Source organism: Actinomadura darangshiensis (assembly GCF_004349235.1).
GTDB lineage: Bacteria > Actinomycetota > Actinomycetes > Streptosporangiales > Streptosporangiaceae > Spirillospora > Spirillospora darangshiensis.
Genome location: NZ_SMKY01000177.1, coordinates 1 through 18,827, shown reverse-complemented (window position 1 = coordinate 18,827; position 18,827 = coordinate 1). Strand labels below are relative to the sequence as shown.

Below are 18,827 nucleotides of genomic sequence, written 5' to 3'. Positions count from 1 at the left end.
TGCCCACGCGACTCGGTCAAGGTAGAGCGCGCGGGCTTTGGCCGGTGCATCCGGCCCTGCCTCGTCCAGCGCTGCGCGGGCGAGACTGACGCCGTCGTCTTCGTGGTCGGTGTTGGAGAGTTGATAGGCCAGACTCCCGGCGAGGTTGCCCACGAGAGCGAGGTCCCCGGCCTCTCTGGCGGCCGAGACTCCGAGCCGGTAAGCGCGTGCGGCCTGGTCGTGCTCGCCTGCGTCGCTGGCGATCCATCCCGTGATTTGGGCCATCTCTCCAATGCTGCTGAGAAGTGAGCGGCCGGTCTCCTCGGAATGCGCCGTCTCCCGGTAGAGCCGGACGGCTCCGTCCAACTCCCGGAGCGCGGGGGCGAGTAGATCACCACCGGCTATGACGTCGTCGGCGAGCCGTAGGCCATGCGCCCGGTCTGCCAGCGCGGCGGCCGTGGTGGCTCCGACCCGGCGGCCTGCACTGCTCGCCAACGGTCCAAGGTCGACACTGTCGGGCAGGAAGTAAGCGAGTGCCTCGGCCGGACTGCGCAACTCGGTGCCGATGTCCTCGCCTCGCGCATGGGCTGCCGCTCGCTCAAGGGTGTCGAGCGGCACGCCTAGGGCCGTCGCTAGGGCGGGGAGCCACACATCGGGAACGCGCTCGCCTCGTTCCCATCGGCTGATCTCGTGGCGGGTCACTGAGGCGGTGCCAGAGATCCGGCAAAGCGTCTCCGCTAACTGCCGCTGGCTCTTGCCCGCGTCTCGGCGCAACCGTGCGAGGTACGCGCCGAACCGCTTGCGTTTCGCGTCGCCCACGCTGGCCCCCTCTCTCCCTCAAGTCTGGCCCCTCCCTGGCCCCCTGGCTGGTGCCTCTGGGAGATCCGGCGAGAAAGACAAGCTCAGAGCCATGGAAACGCGGCGTGCATCGCCGGTCAACCTAGATCGGCGTCTGCCGCGCCCGGTCCATCCCCCGGCCCCGCTGAAAGGACAGTCCATGGCAACGGAGACAACCGAGGTGACGGAGGCGCGGCGGCTGCGTATCTGGGCGTTGGCGCAATCGCTCAAGTCGCACGGGTACGCGGTGGAGGTGGCCGAGTCTGACCCGCTGCTGGCGGTCCCTGTCGCGTTCGGGTCGCCGGTGGTGGTGCGCTGCGATCGGCGGGTGATCTGCGGCGGCGAACTGTGGTTCACGTTCTCCGGCGGCGGTGCGGTCGCTCCGGCCGATGACGCGCACCTGGCCGACGTGGTGGTGGCGGTCAAGGGCAAGATCTCCTCTCAGTCCGATGGGTAGGCGTCCCTCGTCCGGCGTGGTCACCTGGTACGGGCGGGCCACCGGGGCATGGTGGGCCATGGTCCCCTCGTCGGACGGGACTCGTCTGGTCGAAGCGGCCAACCCTCGCGAACTCCGGGAAGCGATCGAGAATCCGGCGGCTTGGCCATGGCCTCGCCGCAAGTTCCTGGCTCGTCCCTCCGGTCGGTGACGACATGAGGGCCGCGGCTTCCCTTGCGTGCTGACAGGGTCGGGGCCGGTCGATGGCCGTAGGCCACCCCGTAGGGGCGACCGGAGGGAGTCAGCCGGCGCCGTTGCGGCAATTCCGTCTCAAGCGTCGCCCGGCCTGGAAGCCGCTGCCCGGCACCTGTGCGACAAGCCGCCGCGCGGGGCCTGCCTCGGCTTGCGCGCTGCGGTACGGGCGGGCCGTCCACGGGAGGGCGGGGCGGTGGGCGGGGCCGCGCCGCGAACGGCCCCCAAGGCCGCACGCGCAAGGCGCGGCGGCCGTCCACGGTCCCGCCCTGCGGTGGACGGGCCCAACCCCGCACCCGGCCCCGCGCCCTCCCCTGACGAGATCAGTTCCTGAGCGTCGGATGTGCCGCGCGTTGAAGCTGGACGGTTCCGGACTTGCACGGGGGCGGGGCCTCGTAGCCTTGACCGGCGGACGGGCAGCACCTGCCTGCCCGCAATGGCCCGTCGCGAGGCCCCGCGAGGGGTCCCCGTGCAAGTCGGGAACCGGCCTGCGGCACCCATCCCCGGCCCCGTGCCTGCGGCCCGTAGGGCCGCCTTGACCTTGTAATGAAACTCCTCGACGCCGGGTGGTCCTGGCTAGCTCGCCTTCCGGTCCTCGTCACGCTCGGTGAGCTGATTCCGGATGGCTCTCGCCTTCTGCACTCGGTCGCGGGCCTGCTGCGCCCAAAAGTGCTCTCCGTGCATGAGGCCGCTTCCGAGGTACTTCCATTGCCCGGTGGTCACCGTGGTGCGGTTCGGGTCGGGTTCGGGTCGTCCTGCGGCCTCGCGGGCTGCTTGGGTGGCGTGGTCGGCGCGGGCCTGGCGTAGCTGGGTGAGCGTGACCGAGTAGCGGCGGGACTTGGAGGAGAAGTGCCCGCCGTACCCCAGCATGTGAGCCCAGTTGCGTAGCCGTAGGTCGTGGTACTCGGGCAAGTCTGCCAGTGCGAAGCACGTCCAGATCATGCGGCGGGCGTGCTCGGACACCTTCAACGAGTTGATCTGTGTCGCGTACCGGATGGGGCGGTCTACCGTGCCGGAGTCCTCGGCGCCCTTGGTGGCGTACTTGGCGATGTAGCGGGCCACGTGCTTGTCGGCGATTCCGTCCAGGTCGGCGGCCACCTGGATGGCCTGGGTGTCGAGCTGGCGTCCCCAGCGCAGCATGAGCGGCGGGCTTGTCCCGTCCGGGTGCGTGGCTGGGACCTCGACCTGTGCGGCGGCCGTGCGAAGGGTGCGCTCTAGTAGTTCGGAGGTAGCCCATGCGGGCGGCGGTTGGTCGGGGCCGTCCGGTCCGTCCAGGCGCACCACCGCGTGGAAGTGGATCAACCCGCGTCGCTGGTACTCGATGACGCGGGCATACGACACGCGGGCCTGCTCGCGTAGGGCCTTGTGGGTGATGCCCAACTCGGCGGTGATCAGCCTCGGGACGGTGAGGGTGAGGCGTCGCCAGAGTTCGGGCGCGTGGGCATTCCACAGCACGGCGGCCGGATAGTCGTAGCAGTCTCGGCAGATCGGCTGCCCTGCCTGCGGGTCGTCGGCCTCGTGCCGCGCTCGGCATCCTTCCGGGCGGCCGTGCGGACACACCGGATCGTCCCGGCGGGGGCGGCACGGCTGAGGTTTCCCGGCCTTCTCCCGGTGGGCGTGGACGGCGCCGAAGGAAGGTGCGGTGAGGGTGAGGAACACGCGCGGGTGCTGGCTGACCTCCTCCGGGACGCCCTTCCCTCCGGTCAGACCGGAAATGATCAGGTGATAGGTGTCGTCCCGGTAGACCTCGGCGCACGCGGCGCAGCGGGACGCGCGGCGGTTCCCGCACGCGGTGATCAGGAACCCGGTCGGCTCGTCGGCCGTCGAGTAGGACTCGATCAACTCGCCGGTCTCGCCGTCCAGCGTGATCCGCTCGCCGCGTAGCCGTACCGGCTGCTCACACCCTCCGGTGGAGCGGATCATCTGGTGCCAGCGGTCGAAGTCCGGCATAGCGGCGCGCTGGACGGCGGCAGCGAGTTCGGGCGGTAGTTCGGGCATCTGCGGGGCGCTCATGCCGCGTCCCGCAGCGTCTCGGGGGTCTGGTCGTCCTCGGCCTGGTCCTGCTCTGCCGGGGCACCTTCGGGGGACAGCGAAAGCCCGAAGATCATTCCAACCTGGCGCCACTTGGCGTCTGACCAGTGCGGCGATGTGCTGGCCTGACGCTTTCCCCATGCGACTGCTTCCGGGCTGGGCTTCAACCCGTGGCTCCTCTCCCTGGCTACGGCTAGGGAGCGCGCGGCGACCTCCGGGACTGAAGACACTCCGGCCTGCGGGCAGGCTGACGCCTACTCGTTCCGGTCGGTGCTTCGCGCGAGTGGCCTTCTTCATGTGCCGTGTTAGCCAGGGCTGTTCGTTTTAGGTAGCTATTCGCGGGACGAGTCCCGCCCGGGCGCGCACCCGGTCTTACGTGCCAAGAGCCCACCTTGGCGATCTGTGTATTTAGTGTGTTTTACGGCTTTCCGCTTGGATCGAGGTCACCTCACGGGACCTCCGCGACGGGAGCCGACCCCGTCCGCCACTCGCTCGTCTCGGAGTCGCTGGATGCGGCTCCGGTCTCAACTGTGCCACGCGCACGTGAAGATCAAACCTGCGAAACCCTCGTGCCCGTAGGGGTTCCGGGTGTGTGCGGTTGTCCGTTGGTGACCGCTGGCGTCCGGTGGCGTCCGGCGGTGACTGGTGGCATATGGCCACACCCGAAAAGAAAGTGACGCACATCACATGATGTGCGTCGGAGTGCTACGCGGGGAGCGTCACTCTTCGTGGTCGCGGTGATCTCCCACCCTAACCTGCATGAAGTGAAGTACTATTTGTAGTGGTTCTGCATGGAGATGAACCTCGTCCAGCCGTGCCTCTCGGCGACGTGCTGCGCCTTGGCGAACTGCCACGCGTGCATGCTGGACGCCCCGATGTACCGGGCTTTGCCCGACTTCACGACGTCGTGCAGGGCCTCCATGGTCTCCTCGATGGGCGTCTCGTAGTCCCACCTGTGGATCTGGTACAGGTCGACGTAGTCGGTGCCGAGTCGCCTGAGCGACGCGTCGATGCCCGCCATCACATGCTTGCGCGACAGGCCCTGGTCGTTCGGGCCTTCTCCCACGGGGAGGCACACCTTGGTGGCCAGGACGTAGTCGTCCCGCCGTGCGAAGAGCTTCGCCAGGAGACGCCCGGTGATCTCCTCGCTGACGCCCTCGGAGTACACGTCGGCGGTGTCGAAGAACGTCACGCCGCCCTCGACGGCCCGCCGGACGATCGGCTCCGCCGCGTCCTGGGACAGGGCCCACGGGCGCAGGTCCGGGTCGCCGTAGCTCATCATCCCGAGGCAGATCCGCGAGACCCTCATCCCCGTCGTCCCGAGCCGTACCTGTTGCATGCCTTCTCCTTTCAACGTTCTCCACTCTCAACATCACCACGGTGCACCGCGACCCCGGCGACCACCAATCCGACCCCGGCGGCCTCCGCCGCCGTCGGCACCTGCCCCAGCACCACCAGCCCGGTCACGGCCGCCGTCGCCGGCAGCAGCGACACCATCAGCGCGTACGTGGCCCGGCTGAGCCGCGCCATGGCCAGCTGATCGCACACGTAGGGGATGACGGACGAGGTGATGCCCACGCCGATCCCCGCCGCCAGCACCGCAGGGTCGCCCAGTACCGGCACGGCTTGCACTCCCCCGATGGGAAGGACGAACACGGTCGCGGCGACCATCGCCATTGCCAGGCCGTCGATGCCTCCGGCGTCCGACTGTGCGGCCTTGTGCGCGACGACCACGTACAGGGCGAACAGTCCCGCGTTGGCGAACGCGAAGAGGAACCCCAGCGGCTCCCCCTCGAAACGCACTTCGGTCAGCACGTACACACCAGCGACGGCCGCTACCAACGCGGCGAGGTTGCGCTTCGTCCTTACCCCCAGGGCGGCCAGGACGATGACGGGCAGGAACTCGATCGCAGCGACCGTCGCCAGGGGCAGCCTTGCGATCGCCATATAGAAGGACGAGTTCATCGCCGCGAGCACGGCGCCCCAGAGGAGGATCGTCCGCCAGCCATCGCCGGTGAACGTCCGCCAGGGCCTGCGCCAGAGCGCGAAGACCACGACGGCGCTCCAGGTGCGTATGCCTGCCACACCCAGAGGCTCGACGCGCGCGAACAGCAGCACGGCGAACGACGGGCCCAGATAGTGGAAGACCGCGCTGCCCACGAAGTACGTCCAGGGCGGATATGACATGGCCGTATCGTCCGCCGCTCCGTAGGTTGGAGGAATGGCGAACCGACGGGGCCGGCCGGGCCGCGCCTACGAACCGAAGCCGCTGGACGCGACCGACCTAAAGATCCTCACCGAGCTGCAGCGGGACGGCCGCGCGTCGCTCGCGGAGCTGGGCCGCCGGGTCGCGCTGTCGGCCCCGGCCGTCGCCGAACGGGTGCAGCGGCTTGAGGAGACCGGCGTGATCACCGGCTACCACGCGACGGTGGACCCGGTCGCGCTCGGCTTCCCGATCACGATCCTCGTCCGGATCAGCCCGAACCCGCGGGAGCTGAGCCGCATCCCCAAGATCGCCGACGAGATCCCGCAGATCACCGAGTGCCACCGCATCACCGGTGACGACTGCTTCTTCTTCATCGCCCATCTGCGCGCGGTCGAGGAGCTCGAACCGATCCTGGACCGCTTCACCCCGTACGCGCGGACGACGACCTCGATCCTCCAGTCGGCCCCCGTACCGCGCCGTCCCCTCCCCCCGAACTGAGCCGGCCGCAGAACGCAACCGGGGTGCGGGCTTCGGAATAGAGGAGGGTGTCAGCACCCCCCAGACACGGAGACGCCCTCCATGAAGAGACGCCCATGGCCGTGCTGAGTCACGCCCGTGACGACCTGGACGACGCGGCCATAGTCGCCGCGTCCCTGGACGAACCCGAGGCCTTCGGTGAGCTGTTCCGCCGCCACGCGCCGCGGCTCCACGCCTACGTCAAACGGCGGCTCGGCCCGCCCATCGCCGACGACGTCGTGTCGGAGACGTTCGCGATCGCGTTCCGGCGCAGGGACAGGTTCGACGACGGACGCGCCGAGTTCGGCGCCTGGTTGTGGGGCATCGCCAGCAACCTCATCGCCAGGCACCACCGGCAGGAGACCCGCATGTACCGGGCCTACGCCCGGACCGGAACCGACCCCGCCGAGGACGGCGTCGCCGACCGGGCCAGCGACCGCGCGTCGGCCGCCGCGCTCGGGCCCGGCCTGGCGAAGGCGCTCGCCTCGCTGAACGCGCAGGAACGCCATGCCGTCCTGCTGCTGGCCTGGGCCGAGCTGTCCTACGCCGAGATCGCGGCGACGCTCGACCTGCCGCTCGGCACCGTCAAGTCCAAGATCCACCGGGCCCGGAACAAGCTCCGCAAGGCCCTTCCCCAGGAGAACGCCCATGGATGAGATCGACGCTCTGCGCCGGATGCGGACCGCGCTGGCCGAGGAGGAGAGTCCGGAGCGCCTGAACATGCGCACGGACTGGAGGGCCGCGCGGTGGGCCGACGTCCCGGAACGTCCCCGGCGCGGCCTGAAGGTCCCGCTGCTGAGCACGGCGGCGGCCACCGCCGTCGCCGCGGGGGCGGTCACCGTCGTCGCGCTGCAGCCGGACGACGGCGCGCCGCCCGCACCGGGTGCCGGCGGGCCCGAACTCCAGGGCAACGTGCTGCTGGTCGCCGCCACCAACGCGCAGAAGGCGCCGACCGGCAGGTACTGGCACACCAAGACGGTGATGGGCGACATCTACGGGGTCGGCAAGAGCGCCGCGCACCACTACAAGGTCGATTCCCGCCAGGCGAGGGAAGAGTGGATCGCCCCGAACGGTGCGGGCCGCCAAACCAACATCGAACTGACCGACGTCCCGCTCACCGCGCAGGACCGGCAGAAGTGGCAGGCGGCAGGTTCGCCCGCGTGGGTCCGCATCCCGAACCCCGATGGAGACGCCCCGGCGCTGCTGGACATGTCGCAGGCCTCGGGATCGTCGGGTTGGCGACCGTTCCCCGAACGGTTCTACGGCATGACGGCGGGACAGCTCGCCCAGCTGCCCACGCAGCCGAAAGCGCTGAAGGACGTTCTGCTGAACCTCAAGGGCCACTGGCACGCGGTCTCTTCGGACGACGAGAAGAAGGAGCCGATCCGTGCCTTGCAGGGGCAGGAGCGTGTGCGGGCTCTGAGCGACGTCGCCGGGGGCCTGCTGTCCATCGCGCCGGCGCCGCCCAAGGTGCGCGCGGCGGTGTTCCGGCTGCTCGCGGACATCCCCGGCGTGAAGGCCGAGGGCCGGGCGACGGACCCGCTCGGCCGGGCCGGGGCGGTGGTGTCGCTGCCGCTGAAGACGACCACGCCGCTCGGCCTGCACACCGCGCCCGAGCAGCTCGGCACCTACAAGCGCCAGTTCATCGTCGACCCCGCGAAGGGACGGCTGCTGGCCATCCGCGACCTGGTGGCGACCCCGCCGCACGGCAGCCGGGAGCTCCCGCCGGGCGACGATGGCCAGCCGCGCGAACTGAAGGCGAAGGACATGCCCGACCGCTTCCACAAGCCCGGCGAAATGGCCGCCTACCAGGTGTTCGAGATCGCCGAGTGGACCGACGCGGATCCCCCGAGCTGACCTCTCCCGCGCAGGGCCCGTCCTCCCCCGGACGGGCCCTGCGCGGTGCGGCGGCTCTTAGGCGAAGGCGTGGCACTCCACCGTGGCGCGGCGTTCGGTCATGCCCTGCTGGACCGCCGAGGTCACGCAGTTGCGCTGCTTCTCGTTGAGCTGGGGCTGCCCGCACTCGCTGACGCTGGAGTAGGTGCGGCAGTCCTGGCGCGTGTTCTGCTGATGGGACGGCTGGGCGGCGCCCGCGCTGCCCACTCCCGCGATCCCGACCACGGCGGCGGCCAGTGCTCCGGTCATGACCCTCTTCATATGCTTTCTCTCCCCCGTCGCATACATCAGGCAACGACGGCGTACCTCCCCGGACCACGACACCCCAAAACCGGACAAAGAGGTAAAAAGCAGCTATAGGCCGAGGTCAAGCACGGCCTGGCCCACGCGCACCCCGGCTCAGCGGACGAACTCGGCGCGGACGCCCAGGAGCCGGACCGGGCGCCGTCCGGTGAACGCGTCGAGGGCGGCGAGGGCGGCTTCCTCGATCAGGGCCGCCTCCCTCGCCGGCTCGTCCAGCGTCCGGCCGTGCGTCTGGGTGAAGAACGGCGCATAGCGAACCTTGACGACGACCCGGGCGACGCCCCTCCCGTCCTTGGCGACGTCGCCGGTGACCCGGCGCGCCAGGCGGGACACCTCGCGGCGCACGTCCTCCCAGTCGTCCAGATCATGCTGGAACGTGGTCTCACGGCCGCAGGAACGCGGGACGTGCGGTGCGTCGCTCACCCGCGAGTGGTCCCGGCCCTGGGCGAGCAGCACCAGCCAGGGTCCGATCGTGGGCCCCATCTCCCCGGCCAGAGCCTCGGGATCGGCCGCGGCGAGTTCGCCGACCGTGCCGATGCCCAGCCCCTTCAGCCGCTTGGCGGTCTTGGCCCCGATGCCCCACAGCGCATCGGGCGGCCGGTCGCCGAGCACCTCGAACCAGGTCTCCCCGGTGAGCCGGAAGACCCCGGCCGGCTTGCCGAAGCCGGTCGCCAGCTTCGCCTGGAGCTTGTTCTCCCCGATGCCCACCGAGCACTCCAGGCCCGTCGCCGCGCGCACCCGGTCACGGATCTCCTGCGCCACCGCCTCCGGATCGCCGCCGTCGACGGCCAGGAACGCCTCGTCCCAGCCGAGCACCTCGACCACGACGCCGAGACTGCGCAGCGCGGCCATGACCTCGTCCGAGACGGCCTCGTACAGCTCTCTGTCGACCGCCAGGAAAACGGCGTCCGGGCAGCGCCGGGCCGCCGTCCGGAGCGGCATCCCGGAGTGCACGCCGTACACACGCGCCTCGTACGAGGCCGTGCTGACGACGCCGCGCTTCGTCGGATCGCCGTCCCCGCCGACGACGACCGGCCGTCCCCGAAGCTCCGGATGCCGCAGCACCTCGACGGCGGCGATGAACTGGTCCAGATCCACATGCAGGACCCAACGAGCCACACCCCATTCTCGCCCGGACCCGGCGATCACGGCGTGGCCTTGGAGAGCCCGGCGTCAGGGGGTGACTATGGGGAAGTCGGGTTCGGCGCCGTCCATCACGGCGAGGAGTCGTCGTAGCGCGGCCGTGTCGCCGGTGCTGGTGATGCCTTCGTCCCCCTCGCCGGCGACCAGTGCGACCAGTTGCGGGCGGGTGAGGGTGAGCGTCAGGTCGGCGCCGTCGTTCTCGCGGTCCGTCCGCCGGTGGATGAGGACGCCGTTGGACAGCAGCATGCGGTGGCGGTCGCCGGTGTCGGTGAAGTCCCAGTCGACGGTGAGGTGCTCGTCCCACGCCTTCGGGCCGTTCACCCTGATCGCCATCGAGTCGAAGACTTGCTCGACCGTCAGGCCCGCGGCCATGCCGCCGGCGATGCTCATCGGGACGGGTTTGATGCCGTCGCGCAGTTCCATCGCGCCGGTCAGGTAGAAGTTGCGCCAGGTGCCGTTCTCCGCGCCGTGCCCGAGCCGCTGGTACACCTCGGCGAGGCCCGCCTTGGCGTCGGCGTTACCGGGGTCGGCGAACACGACGTGGTCGTACAGCGTCGCCGCGAACCGCAGGTCGCCGTGGGCCGCGTAGTCGCGTGCCATCGACATGACCTTGGACGCGCCGCCCATGCATTCCACGTAGCGTGCCGACTCTTCGGCGGGCGGGTGCCGCCACAGTTGGGCGGGGTTGCCGTCGAACCAGCCCATGTACCGCTGGTAGATCGCCTTGACGTTGTGGCTGACCGAGCCGTAGTAGCCGCGCGCGTGCCAGGCCCCGGCCAGCGCGGGCGGGAGCTCCATCATCTCGGCGATCTCGATGCCGGTGTGCCCCTGGTTGAGCAGCCGCAGCGTCTGGTCGTGCAGGTAGGCGTACAGGTCCCGCTGCTGGGAGAGGAACGCCGCGATGGCCGCGCGTCCCCATGTCGGCCAGTGGTGGGACGCGAACGCCACGTCGGTGCCGTCGGCGAAGAGCGTGACCGCCTCGTCCAGGTACCGGGCCCAGACCCGCGCGTCGCGGACGAGTGCGCCGCGCAGGGTCAGGACGTTGTGCAGGTTGTGCGTGGCGTTCTCGGCCAGGCACAGCGCCCTTCTGTCAGGGAAGTGGAAGTTCATCTCCGCCGGCGCCTCGGTTCCGGGCGTCAGCTGGAACACGATCCGGACGCCGTCCAGCACCTCTTCCTGGCCGGTTCGGGTGATGTCGGTGTTCGGGGGGACCAGTGAGATGCGTCCCGAGGATGCGGTCTGCCCGAGACCGGTCCCGACCATCCCGGCCGGACTCCGCTCCAGCAGGACGCCGGTGTGGTAGACGCTGCGGCGGGCCATCGCGGTCCCGGCGTACACGTTCTCCGAGACGGCGTGCTCCAGGAACCCGGCCGGGGCCAGGATCGGTACACGGCCGGGGTTTCCGGGCTCGACGATGCCTTCCGCGCCGCCGAAGTGGTCGACGTGGGAGTGGGTGTAGACCATCCCGGTGACCGGACGGTCTCCGCGGTGCTCCCGGTAGAGCGCGAGCGCCGCGGCGGCGGTCTCCACCGACACCAGCGGGTCGATCACGATCACCCCGCGGTCGCCTTCGACCAGGGTCATGTTCGACAGGTCGAGGCCCCGCACCTGGTAGATGCCGTCGGTCACCTCGAACAGGCCCTGCTTGGCGCACAGCTGCGACTGCCGCCACAGCGAGGGGTTCGCCGTCTCGGGGCAGGGGCCGTCCAGGAAGGCGAACGCGTCGTTGTCCCACACGACCCGGCCTGCGGCGTCTCTCACCACGCCGGGCGAGAGCGACGCGACCAGCCCTCGCTCGGCGTTCTCGAAGTCGGTCCGGTCCCCGAACTCAGGATTTCCCATGCCAACCGGATGTCCCGGGCCAGACCAGCCCAAAACCGTCGCCTCCCCAAAACTTGGCATCCCGAGACCGCCGGAGCGCTGTCAGGCGGCGTCCTTGGTGAGGGTGAGGAAGAAGTCCCGGACGTCCTCGGCGAGCAGGTCCGGCACCTCCATCGCGGCGAAGTGGCCGCCGCGCTCGAACTCCGACCAGTGCCTGATGTCGTAGAGCCGCTCGGCCAGCGGACGCACCGACTGCGTGATGTCGTGCGGGAGCACCGCCACGCCGAGCGGCACCCGGCACGGCAGCCGGCTCCCCCGCGGGGTGTCGTGATGGAACCGGCCCGACGAGGCCGCCGTCGAGGTCAGCCAGTACAGCGAGATGTCGGTGAGCATCCGGTCGTCGGCGACCGGCGTGGCGGGGTCGGTCCACTGCGCGAACCGCTCGGCGATCCAGACCAACTGGCCGGCCGGCGAGTCGGTCAGCGCATAGCCGATGGTCTGCGGGGTGAGCGCCTGCAGAGCCTGGTACGGCGGGCGGTTCGCCATCAGCTTGCGGACCGTGTCCAGCCGGGCCTCGTCCGCCTCGGACACCTCGACCTCGGGGTCCGGGCGGGTCGGCAGGTAGTTGACGTGCACGCCGACGACCTGCTCGGGTGCGACCGCGCCGAGCGCGATGGAGATGCCCGCGCCGAAGTCGCCGCCCTGCGCGCCGTAGCGCTCGTACCCCAGGCGGCGCATCAGCTCGGCCCAGGCGCGGGCGACCCGGACGGCGTCCCAGCCGCGCTCGTGGGTCGGCCCTGAGAACCCGAAGCCGGGAATGGACGGGATCACCAGGTGGAAGTCGCGCGACAGCGGCTCGATCATGTCCAGGAACTCAAGGAACGACCCCGGCCAGCCGTGGGTGAGGACCAGCGCGAGCGCGTCCGGATTCGACGACCGGACGTGCACGAAGTGGATGTTCTGGCCCTCGATCTCGGTGGTGAAGTGCGGAAGCTCGTTGAGTTCGGCCTCGTGCGCGCGCCAGTCGTAGCCGGTGCGCCAGTACTCGGCCAGTTCCTTGAGCCGCGCCAGCGGGAAGCCGTAGTCCCACCCGGCGCCGGCGACCTCGTTGGGCCACCGGGTGCGCGCGAGCCGGTCGTTCAGGTCGTCGAGGTCGGCCTGCGGGACGTCGATACGGAACGGCTTGATCATGGCCCTGCCTCCAGGGGTTCGTTCGCCACAAAACGTTGGTACGGCCAACGTTGATGTAGCCAACATTAACACACTCATTGGCCTCCCCAACGATTGCGGAGACCCGCACCTGAGCCGAGGCGGCCGGATACGGTCGACGGGTGAAGACCCTCCACCCGGCCTACCGGGTCACGGACCTGCCGGCCTCGCTCGGCTTCTACACGACGCTCGGGTACGAGATCGTCGGGAGCGTGGACATCGGCGGCGGCGCGACCCTGACCATGCTCAAGTTCCCGGCGGAAGAGATCGTCTCGCTGGAGCTGGCCCACCGCCCCGCCGACGGCCCGGTGCTCCTCGGCACCGGCTTCAGCCATCTCCCCGTCCAGGTCGACGATCTCGCCGCGACCGTGGCGGCGCTGTCCCAGGCAGGTCTGAGCCCCGGCCCGGTGGAGCGCCCCGGCGGCCCGGACGGACCTCAGGTCGCGTGGCTCACCGACCCCGACGGCTACCGGATCGAGCTGGTGCAGTGGCCGCCCGGCCACCCCGACGGCATCACCGCGGCCGACTTCGCCTAGGGGCGGAGAACGATCTTGCCGTGGGTGTGCCGCCGCTCCAGCTCGCGGAACGCGTCCCGCACCCGCTCCAGCGGATAGGCGCGGGCGATCGGCACCTCCAGTTCCCCGCGCGCGGCGAGCCGGGCCAGTTCCCCGACCACGACCGCGCACGCCGCCGCGCCCTCCCCGTCGGCCCGCGCGCCGACCCTCGCCGCGGCCTGCCAGTCGCGGATCGTGCAGATCCGCTCGGGCCGCACGCCCAGCTCCACCGCCAGGTCCACGTAGCCGTCGCCGAAGGTGTCGATGAACGCGTCGACGCTGCCGCCGGAGACCTGCCGGATCCGCTCGGCCGCCCCCTCCCCGTACTCGACCGCGACGACGCCGCGCTCCTTCAACCAGGCGTGGTTCGCCTCGCTCGCCAGCCCGATCACCGTGGCGCCGCGCCGCCGCGCGAGCTGCACGGCGAAGGACCCGACGCCGCCCGCCGCACCGGACACCACGACGGTGTCGGACGGTCCAGGGTCGACCGCGAACACGGTGGCGTACGCGGTCGTGCCGGCCACGTACAGCGACCCGGCCACGTCCCAGGGCAGCCCCTCCGGACGCGGGGTCATCTGCACGTCGTCGACCACGACGAACTCCGCATGGCTCGCCCTCTTGTGGGTGAAGCCGAGCACCTCGTCCCCCACCGCGACGCCGCGGACGTGCGGACCGACCTCCACCACGACGCCGGCCAGATCGCTGCCCTGCCCGGACGGGAACGTCGCCGGCCACCGCGCGTGCAGATCGCCGGTCCGGATATGGGCCTCGCCCGGCTGGATCCCGGCCGCGCGGACCTCGACGAGCACCTGCCCGGGCCCGGGCACCGGGCGGTCCACCTCTTCCACCCGCAGGACATCGATCCCGCCGTACTCGTGGAACCGCACAGCCTTCATCGCGTGATCACCGCTCTTCCTCATCAAACAGCCCCAGGAGGGCCACACCCCGACGATGCCCTCACCTCCGACGACATAGGAGCGGACCGCTTTCCCTAGGACCGCCACTCCGAGGCTGCGCCGCCTCGGTGAACCCCGCCTTCAGCGGTCGATCGTCCACGGCGTGCCCTCGGGCGGGGCGCCGCCGGCGACGATGTGCCGGACGATCCGGAGCGCCTCCGGCCACGGGATCCGCCGCATGCTCCCCGGGATCGCCGACACCTTCGAGAAGCATCACCGTGGCCCGCTCCCGGTTGGTCACGACCGCGAGCAAGCGGCGGGGGTGCGTTCGGCGACGGCGAACGCGACACCTGGCACGACTGCTTCATCTGGGCCCACGGCACCGCCGATTGACGGCGCCGCCAGCGCGCACAGGCGCCGGCCTAGTGCGGATGCACCAGGGCGCGTCGGTGGCTGGTCTGGGTGCACCAGCGGAAGACGGCGGCTGGGGACGATGCTCCGCAGGGGCGCCGGAGGGAAGTGTTGGAGGCGCGCAAATCTCGCGCATTCCCCTTCCTAGTGGTGTCTGGAGTGATCAACAGGTGGCGACATTTCTTTACCGGATCGGACGGTGGGCCTTCCGCCGGCGCCGGCTCGTGGGTGCTCTGTGGCTGTGCGCCCTGGTGCTGGCCGTGGTTGCCGCCGGCCTGGCGCCGTCCGGTCAGGACGAGGACCTCTCCATGCCCGGCACCGAGTCGCAGAAGGCGTTCGACCTGCTGGACGAGCGCTTCCCCCAGAGCAATTCCCAGGGCGCCGAGGCCCGCTTGGTGTTCCAGGCCCCGGACGGGCAGCAGGTGACGGCCCAGCAGAACAGGGCGGCCGTCGAGAAGACGCTCGGCTCGCTGGACGGAGGCGACCAGGTCGCGTCGGCCGCCGACCCCTATGAGACCGGCGCCGTCAGCAAGGACGGCACCATCGCCTACTCCACGATCACCTACACCGTGGACGCCGTCGACCTGAAGGAGCCGACGAAGAGCGCCCTGGAGGACGCCGCGAGCCAGGCCCGGGACGCGGGGCTGACCGTGGAGATCGGCGGCTCGGCCCTGGACGCGGAAGAGGCGCCGGGCGGTACGACGGAGATCATCGGCGTGGTGGTGGCGGCGGTGGTGCTGATCCTCGCCCTCGGGTCGCTGGTCGCGGCCGGGCTGTCGCTGCTGACCGCCTTCTGGGGCGTGGCCATCGCCTTCGGCCTGGTGTCCGCGCTGGCCGTTCCGCTGGGCCTGACGTCCACCGTCGCGATCCTGGCGCTGATGCTGGGGTTGGCGGTCGGCATCGACTACGCGCTGTTCATCACCTCCCGGTTCCGTGACGAGCGCGCGCAGGGCAACTCTCCGGAGGAGGCCGCGGGCCGGGCGGTGGGCACGGCCGGGTCCGCCGTCGTCTTCGCCGGCGCGACCGTCTTCATCGCCCTGGTCGGGCTGGGGGTCGTCGGGATCCCCGAACTCACCAAGATGGGCATGGCCGGTGCGGGCGCGGTGGCCCTCGCCGTGCTCGTCGCACTGACCCTGGTCCCCGCCCTGTTCGGCTTCTTCGGCCGCCGGGTGCTGTCGCGCACCGTCCGCAAGGCCGCCCGGCCGGGGAAGCAGCCTCCGCCCCCGGCGCGCCGGCCCGGGCTCGGCACCCGCTGGGCGCGGTTCGTGCTGCGCCGTCCGGTGGCCGTGCTGCTGGTCGCCGTACTCGGTCTCGGCGCCGTCGCCATTCCGGCGCTGAGCCTCGAACTCGGGCTGCCCGGGGACGAGTCCAAGTCGGTGGAGACCACCCAGCGCCGTGCCTACGACCTGCTGTCCGAAGGGTTCGGGCCCGGCTTCAACGGCCCGCTGACCGTGGTCGTGGACCTGTCGGGCTCCGCGGACAAGCAGGCCGCCACCGACCAGGTCGTCACGACCGTCCGGGGCGTGGACGGGGTCGCGTCGGTCGGTGACCCGGTTCTCAACGAGGCCAAGGACACGGCCGTCCTCACCGCCGTCCCGCAGACCGCGCCGACCAGCGACGAGACCAAGGACCTGGTGCAATCGATCCGGGGCGCGGCCTCCGGTGTCGAGGCCGGTACGGGCGCCGACATCGCGGTGACCGGCACCACCGCGCTGAACATCGACATCTCCGAGGCGATGTCCGACGCCCTCATCCCCTATCTGACCGTGGTCATCGGCTTGGCGGTGCTCCTGCTGATGGTGGTCTTCCGCTCGATCCTGGTCCCGGTCAAGGCGGCGCTCGGCTTCCTGCTGTCGGTGGGCGCCGCGTTCGGCGTCCTCGTCGCCGTCTTCCAGTGGGGCTGGGGGGCGGACCTGATCGGCATCGAGCAGACCGGGCCGGTCATGTCGCTGATGCCGATCCTCATCATCGGGATCGTGTTCGGCCTCGCCATGGACTACGAGGTCTTCCTCGTCAGCCGGATGCGGGAGGCCCACGTCCACGGCGCGTCCCCCGGCGAGGCGATCGTCAGCGGTTTCCGGCACAGCGGACGTGTGGTGGCCGCGGCGGCGATCATCATGATCAGCGTGTTCACCGGATTCGTCGGGATGAACAGCCCGACCATCCAGACGATGGGCCTCGGGCTGGCCTCCGCCGTCGCGTTCGACGCCTTCGTGGTCCGGATGGCGATCGCGCCCGCGGTGCTGGCGCTGCTCGGCCGCCGGGCCTGGTGGCTGCCTCGTATCCTGAACCGTGTGCTGCCGAATGTGGACATCGAGGGTGAGGCGCTGAGCAGGCATGCCCCGGCCTCCGCGACCCGGCCGGACGCAGTGGTGCCGCCGTTCCCCGCCGGACGGTACTGAGCCCGCCATGACGGACACGGGTGGCGGCGGCCCGCGACCGCGCGGCATGCGGTGGCGGGAGGGGACCCTCACGGCGATCGTGTTCGCGATCTGCCTGCTCGGCGGCGCGCTCCGGGTCGACGACCAGTCGCTGGGACCGCCGCCCGCCACCGCCTACCTCATCGCCGTGGCGACCTGTGCCGTGCTTCCGTTGCGGCACCGGTCGCCGCTGGCCGCCATGGCGGTGACGACCGCGGGCGGCGTGCTGGTGCCGCCGTTGGGCCTGCTGCTGAGCCCGCCCATCGTGGCGCCCGCCGTGGTCACCGCCTACTCGCTCGCCGTGCGCACCGAACGGCGCACGGCGACCGAGGCGCTGCTCGCCTCCGCGGCGCTGCTGGTCGCCTCCAACCTCCTGTTCGTGTTCGACACCCTCTCGTGGCAGGACGTGAGCAGGGTGGCGGCGGTGGCGGCGTTCCCGCTGGTGGCCGGCGTCCTCGGCCAGTCGACGCAGAACCGGCGGGCCTACCTGGCGGCCGTGGAGGAACGGGCCTGGCGGGCCGAGGAGAGCCGCGACAGCGAAGCGCGCCGCAGGGTGGCCGAGGAACGGCTGCGCATCGCCCGGGAGCTGCACGACCTTGTGGCCCATCAGATCACCCTGGCCAACGCGCAGGCCACGGTCGCCGCCCACCTCTTCGCCACCCGTCCGGAGCAGACCCGCAAGAGCCTGGACGAACTCGTCGAGACCACCGGTGACGCGCTCGACGACCTGCGGGCCACGGTCGGCCTGCTGCGCCAGTCCGGGGACGCGGCCGAGCCCGCCGAACCGACGCCGGGTCTGTCCCGGCTTCCCACGCTCCTGGAATCCTTCCGCCGCGCGGGTCTGGAGGTGTCGGTGCACCAGGAGGGCACACCCAGGTCGCTGCCGCTGGGAGTGGACCTCACCGCTTACCGCATCGTCCAGGAGGCTTTGACCAACGTGACCAAGCACGCCGGTACCGGTAGCGCCCGGGTGCGCCTCTCCTGGAGCCAGGATCGCGTGACCATCACCGTCGCCGACGACGGAGGGGGCGCCCACACGCCGCAGCCCGACCGTCCGCCCGGTTACGGCCTCATCGGAATGCGTGAACGCGCCACCGCGGTCGGTGGACAGCTCTCCGCGGGCAGGCGCCCGGAGGGCGGCTTCCTCGTCTCCACCGAGCTGCCCCTCCCGCCCGCCAAGGACACGGCGCGCAGGACCGGCGAACCGGCGACCATCGAGGACCGGACGTCCGACGGTGATGCGCCGTGACACTCCGCGTTCTGCTCGCCGACGACCAGGCCCTGCTGCGCGGCGCCTTCCGGATGCTGCTCGACACCGCCGACGACATCACCGTGGTCGGCGAGGCCGCCGACGGCAAGGAGGCGGTGAGGCTCACCCGGGAGCTGCATCCCGACGTGGTGATCATGGACATCCGGATGCCCGAGATGGACGGCCTCTCCGCCACCTCGCAGATCTGCGCGGACCCGGAACTGCGCGCCAGCCGCATCCTGATCCTCACCACGTACGAGACCGACGAGTACGTCGCGCAGGCGCTGCGCGCGGGGGCCGGCGGCTTCATCGGCAAGGGCATCGGAGCCGAGGACCTGGCGGACGCCGTCCGCACGATCGCCGACGGCGACACCCTCCTGTCCCCCGCCGCGACCCGCTCCCTGGTCGCCCGTTTCCTGGCCACACCGGACGGCACCCGGCCGCCCGACGCCGAACGGCTCGCCGTGCTCACCCCGCGCGAACGCGAGATGGTGGCGCTGGTCGCGACCGGCCTGTCCAACCAGGAGATCGCCGAGCAGATGTTCCTCAGCCCCTTCACCGTCCGCGCCCACGTGCAGCGCGCCATGACGAAGCTGGAGGCCCGCGACCGAGCGCAACTGGTCGTCATCGCCTACCAGACGGGCCTCGCCCGCCCCGCCCCCGGCAAC

At 71.0% G+C, this 18,827-nt stretch carries 16 protein-coding genes and 1 pseudogene; 8 read left to right on the top strand and 9 right to left on the bottom strand.

The annotated features are described in order from the left end of the window. Positions 1-798 (bottom strand): helix-turn-helix domain-containing protein (locus tag E1293_RS30390; RefSeq protein WP_132200925.1); only part of this gene is annotated, 798 nt, incomplete at its 3' end. Positions 799-976: 178 nt separating this feature from the next. Here E1293_RS30390 and E1293_RS30385 point away from each other — a divergent pair. Then, on the top strand, positions 977-1,273 hold the full coding sequence (locus tag E1293_RS30385) for a hypothetical protein (protein ID WP_132200924.1): 297 nt from the start codon (positions 977-979) through the stop codon (positions 1,271-1,273). Positions 1,274-2,080: 807 nt separating this feature from the next. Here the strand turns inward: E1293_RS30385 and E1293_RS30380 are convergent. The 3 genes and pseudogenes from E1293_RS30380 to E1293_RS30370 all read right to left on the bottom strand — a co-directional run bounded on the left by E1293_RS30380 (position 2,081) and on the right by E1293_RS30370 (position 5,722). Further along, complete coding sequence (locus E1293_RS30380) at positions 2,081-3,517, bottom strand: replication initiator (protein ID WP_207939178.1); 1,437 nt, start codon at positions 3,515-3,517, stop codon at positions 2,081-2,083. A gap of 796 nt (positions 3,518-4,313) precedes the next feature. Beyond that, a pseudogene (locus E1293_RS30375) lies at positions 4,314-4,874 on the bottom strand (aldo/keto reductase); the annotation flags it as partial. A gap of 11 nt (positions 4,875-4,885) precedes the next feature. Next, positions 4,886-5,722, bottom strand: a complete 837-nt coding sequence (locus E1293_RS30370) for an EamA family transporter (RefSeq protein WP_132200922.1) — start codon at positions 5,720-5,722, stop codon at positions 4,886-4,888. A gap of 34 nt (positions 5,723-5,756) precedes the next feature. Here E1293_RS30370 and E1293_RS30365 point away from each other — a divergent pair, with 34 nt between their 5' ends. From E1293_RS30365 to E1293_RS30355, 3 genes are all read left to right on the top strand, one after another. Further along, complete coding sequence (locus E1293_RS30365) at positions 5,757-6,239, top strand: Lrp/AsnC family transcriptional regulator (RefSeq protein ID WP_132200921.1); 483 nt, start codon at positions 5,757-5,759, stop codon at positions 6,237-6,239. Positions 6,240-6,334: 95 nt separating this feature from the next. Further along, positions 6,335-6,913: an RNA polymerase sigma factor gene (locus E1293_RS30360; protein ID WP_132200920.1), complete on the top strand. Its 579-nt coding sequence runs from the start codon at positions 6,335-6,337 to the stop codon at positions 6,911-6,913. After that, the gene (locus E1293_RS30355; RefSeq protein WP_132200919.1) at positions 6,906-8,114 is read left to right on the top strand and encodes a CU044_5270 family protein; all 1,209 of its coding nucleotides are present in this window, start codon (positions 6,906-6,908) and stop codon (positions 8,112-8,114) included. The genes E1293_RS30360 and E1293_RS30355 overlap by 8 nt, the downstream gene beginning before the upstream one ends. A 57-nt stretch (positions 8,115-8,171) precedes the next feature. Here the strand turns inward: E1293_RS30355 and E1293_RS30350 are convergent, their stop codons facing one another. The 4 genes from E1293_RS30350 to E1293_RS30335 all read right to left on the bottom strand — a co-directional run bounded on the left by E1293_RS30350 (position 8,172) and on the right by E1293_RS30335 (position 12,611). Continuing rightward, complete coding sequence (locus E1293_RS30350; protein WP_132200918.1) at positions 8,172-8,402, bottom strand: hypothetical protein; 231 nt, start codon at positions 8,400-8,402, stop codon at positions 8,172-8,174. Positions 8,403-8,552: 150 nt separating this feature from the next. Continuing rightward, the gene (locus E1293_RS30345) at positions 8,553-9,575 is read right to left on the bottom strand and encodes a DNA polymerase IV (protein WP_132200917.1); all 1,023 of its coding nucleotides are present in this window, start codon (positions 9,573-9,575) and stop codon (positions 8,553-8,555) included. 54 nt (positions 9,576-9,629) lie between these two features. Continuing rightward, the gene (locus E1293_RS30340) at positions 9,630-11,441 is read right to left on the bottom strand and encodes an alkyl/aryl-sulfatase (RefSeq protein WP_132200916.1); all 1,812 of its coding nucleotides are present in this window, start codon (positions 11,439-11,441) and stop codon (positions 9,630-9,632) included. A gap of 81 nt (positions 11,442-11,522) precedes the next feature. Next, positions 11,523-12,611, bottom strand: coding sequence for an epoxide hydrolase family protein (locus E1293_RS30335; RefSeq protein ID WP_132200915.1), 1,089 nt, complete (start codon positions 12,609-12,611; stop codon positions 11,523-11,525). Positions 12,612-12,751: 140 nt separating this feature from the next. Between E1293_RS30335 and E1293_RS30330 the strand changes: the two genes are divergently transcribed. Further along, positions 12,752-13,165: a VOC family protein gene (locus E1293_RS30330; RefSeq protein ID WP_132200914.1), complete on the top strand. Its 414-nt coding sequence runs from the start codon at positions 12,752-12,754 to the stop codon at positions 13,163-13,165. Here the strand turns inward: E1293_RS30330 and E1293_RS30325 are convergent. Next, positions 13,162-14,079 carry an NADP-dependent oxidoreductase gene (locus E1293_RS30325; protein WP_132200913.1) on the bottom strand — a complete coding sequence of 306 codons (918 nt, stop codon included), beginning with the start codon at positions 14,077-14,079 and terminating at the stop codon, positions 13,162-13,164. The two genes, E1293_RS30330 and E1293_RS30325, sit on opposite strands and share 4 nt — an antisense overlap. 581 nt (positions 14,080-14,660) lie before the next feature. On the opposite strand from E1293_RS30325, the gene E1293_RS30320 reads away from it, so the two are divergent. The 3 genes from E1293_RS30320 to E1293_RS30310 form a co-directional block, all read left to right on the top strand. Beyond that, positions 14,661-16,892, top strand: coding sequence for an MMPL family transporter (locus E1293_RS30320; protein ID WP_132200912.1), 2,232 nt, complete (start codon positions 14,661-14,663; stop codon positions 16,890-16,892). 7 nt (positions 16,893-16,899) lie between these two features. Then, complete coding sequence (locus E1293_RS30315; protein WP_132200911.1) at positions 16,900-18,159, top strand: sensor histidine kinase; 1,260 nt, start codon at positions 16,900-16,902, stop codon at positions 18,157-18,159. After that, positions 18,156-18,827 (top strand): response regulator (locus E1293_RS30310; RefSeq protein ID WP_132200910.1); only part of this gene is annotated, 672 nt, incomplete at its 3' end. The genes E1293_RS30315 and E1293_RS30310, both read left to right, overlap by 4 nt.

Coding starts and splice junctions, on each gene's coding strand:
- E1293_RS30340 (WP_132200916.1), bottom strand. CDS start 11,441: ATGGGAAATCCTGAGTTCGGGGACCGGACCGACTTCGAGAACGCCGAG.
- E1293_RS30380 (WP_207939178.1), bottom strand. CDS start 3,517: ATGAGCGCCCCGCAGATGCCCGAACTACCGCCCGAACTCGCTGCCGCC.
- E1293_RS30315 (WP_132200911.1), top strand. CDS start 16,900: ATGACGGACACGGGTGGCGGCGGCCCGCGACCGCGCGGCATGCGGTGG.
- E1293_RS30365 (WP_132200921.1), top strand. CDS start 5,757: ATGGCGAACCGACGGGGCCGGCCGGGCCGCGCCTACGAACCGAAGCCG.
- E1293_RS30335 (WP_132200915.1), bottom strand. CDS start 12,611: ATGATCAAGCCGTTCCGTATCGACGTCCCGCAGGCCGACCTCGACGAC.
- E1293_RS30360 (WP_132200920.1), top strand. CDS start 6,335: ATGGCCGTGCTGAGTCACGCCCGTGACGACCTGGACGACGCGGCCATA.
- E1293_RS30370 (WP_132200922.1), bottom strand. CDS start 5,722: ATGTCATATCCGCCCTGGACGTACTTCGTGGGCAGCGCGGTCTTCCAC.
- E1293_RS30325 (WP_132200913.1), bottom strand. CDS start 14,079: ATGAAGGCTGTGCGGTTCCACGAGTACGGCGGGATCGATGTCCTGCGG.
- E1293_RS30385 (WP_132200924.1), top strand. CDS start 977: ATGGCAACGGAGACAACCGAGGTGACGGAGGCGCGGCGGCTGCGTATC.
- E1293_RS30355 (WP_132200919.1), top strand. CDS start 6,906: ATGGATGAGATCGACGCTCTGCGCCGGATGCGGACCGCGCTGGCCGAG.
- E1293_RS30350 (WP_132200918.1), bottom strand. CDS start 8,402: ATGACCGGAGCACTGGCCGCCGCCGTGGTCGGGATCGCGGGAGTGGGC.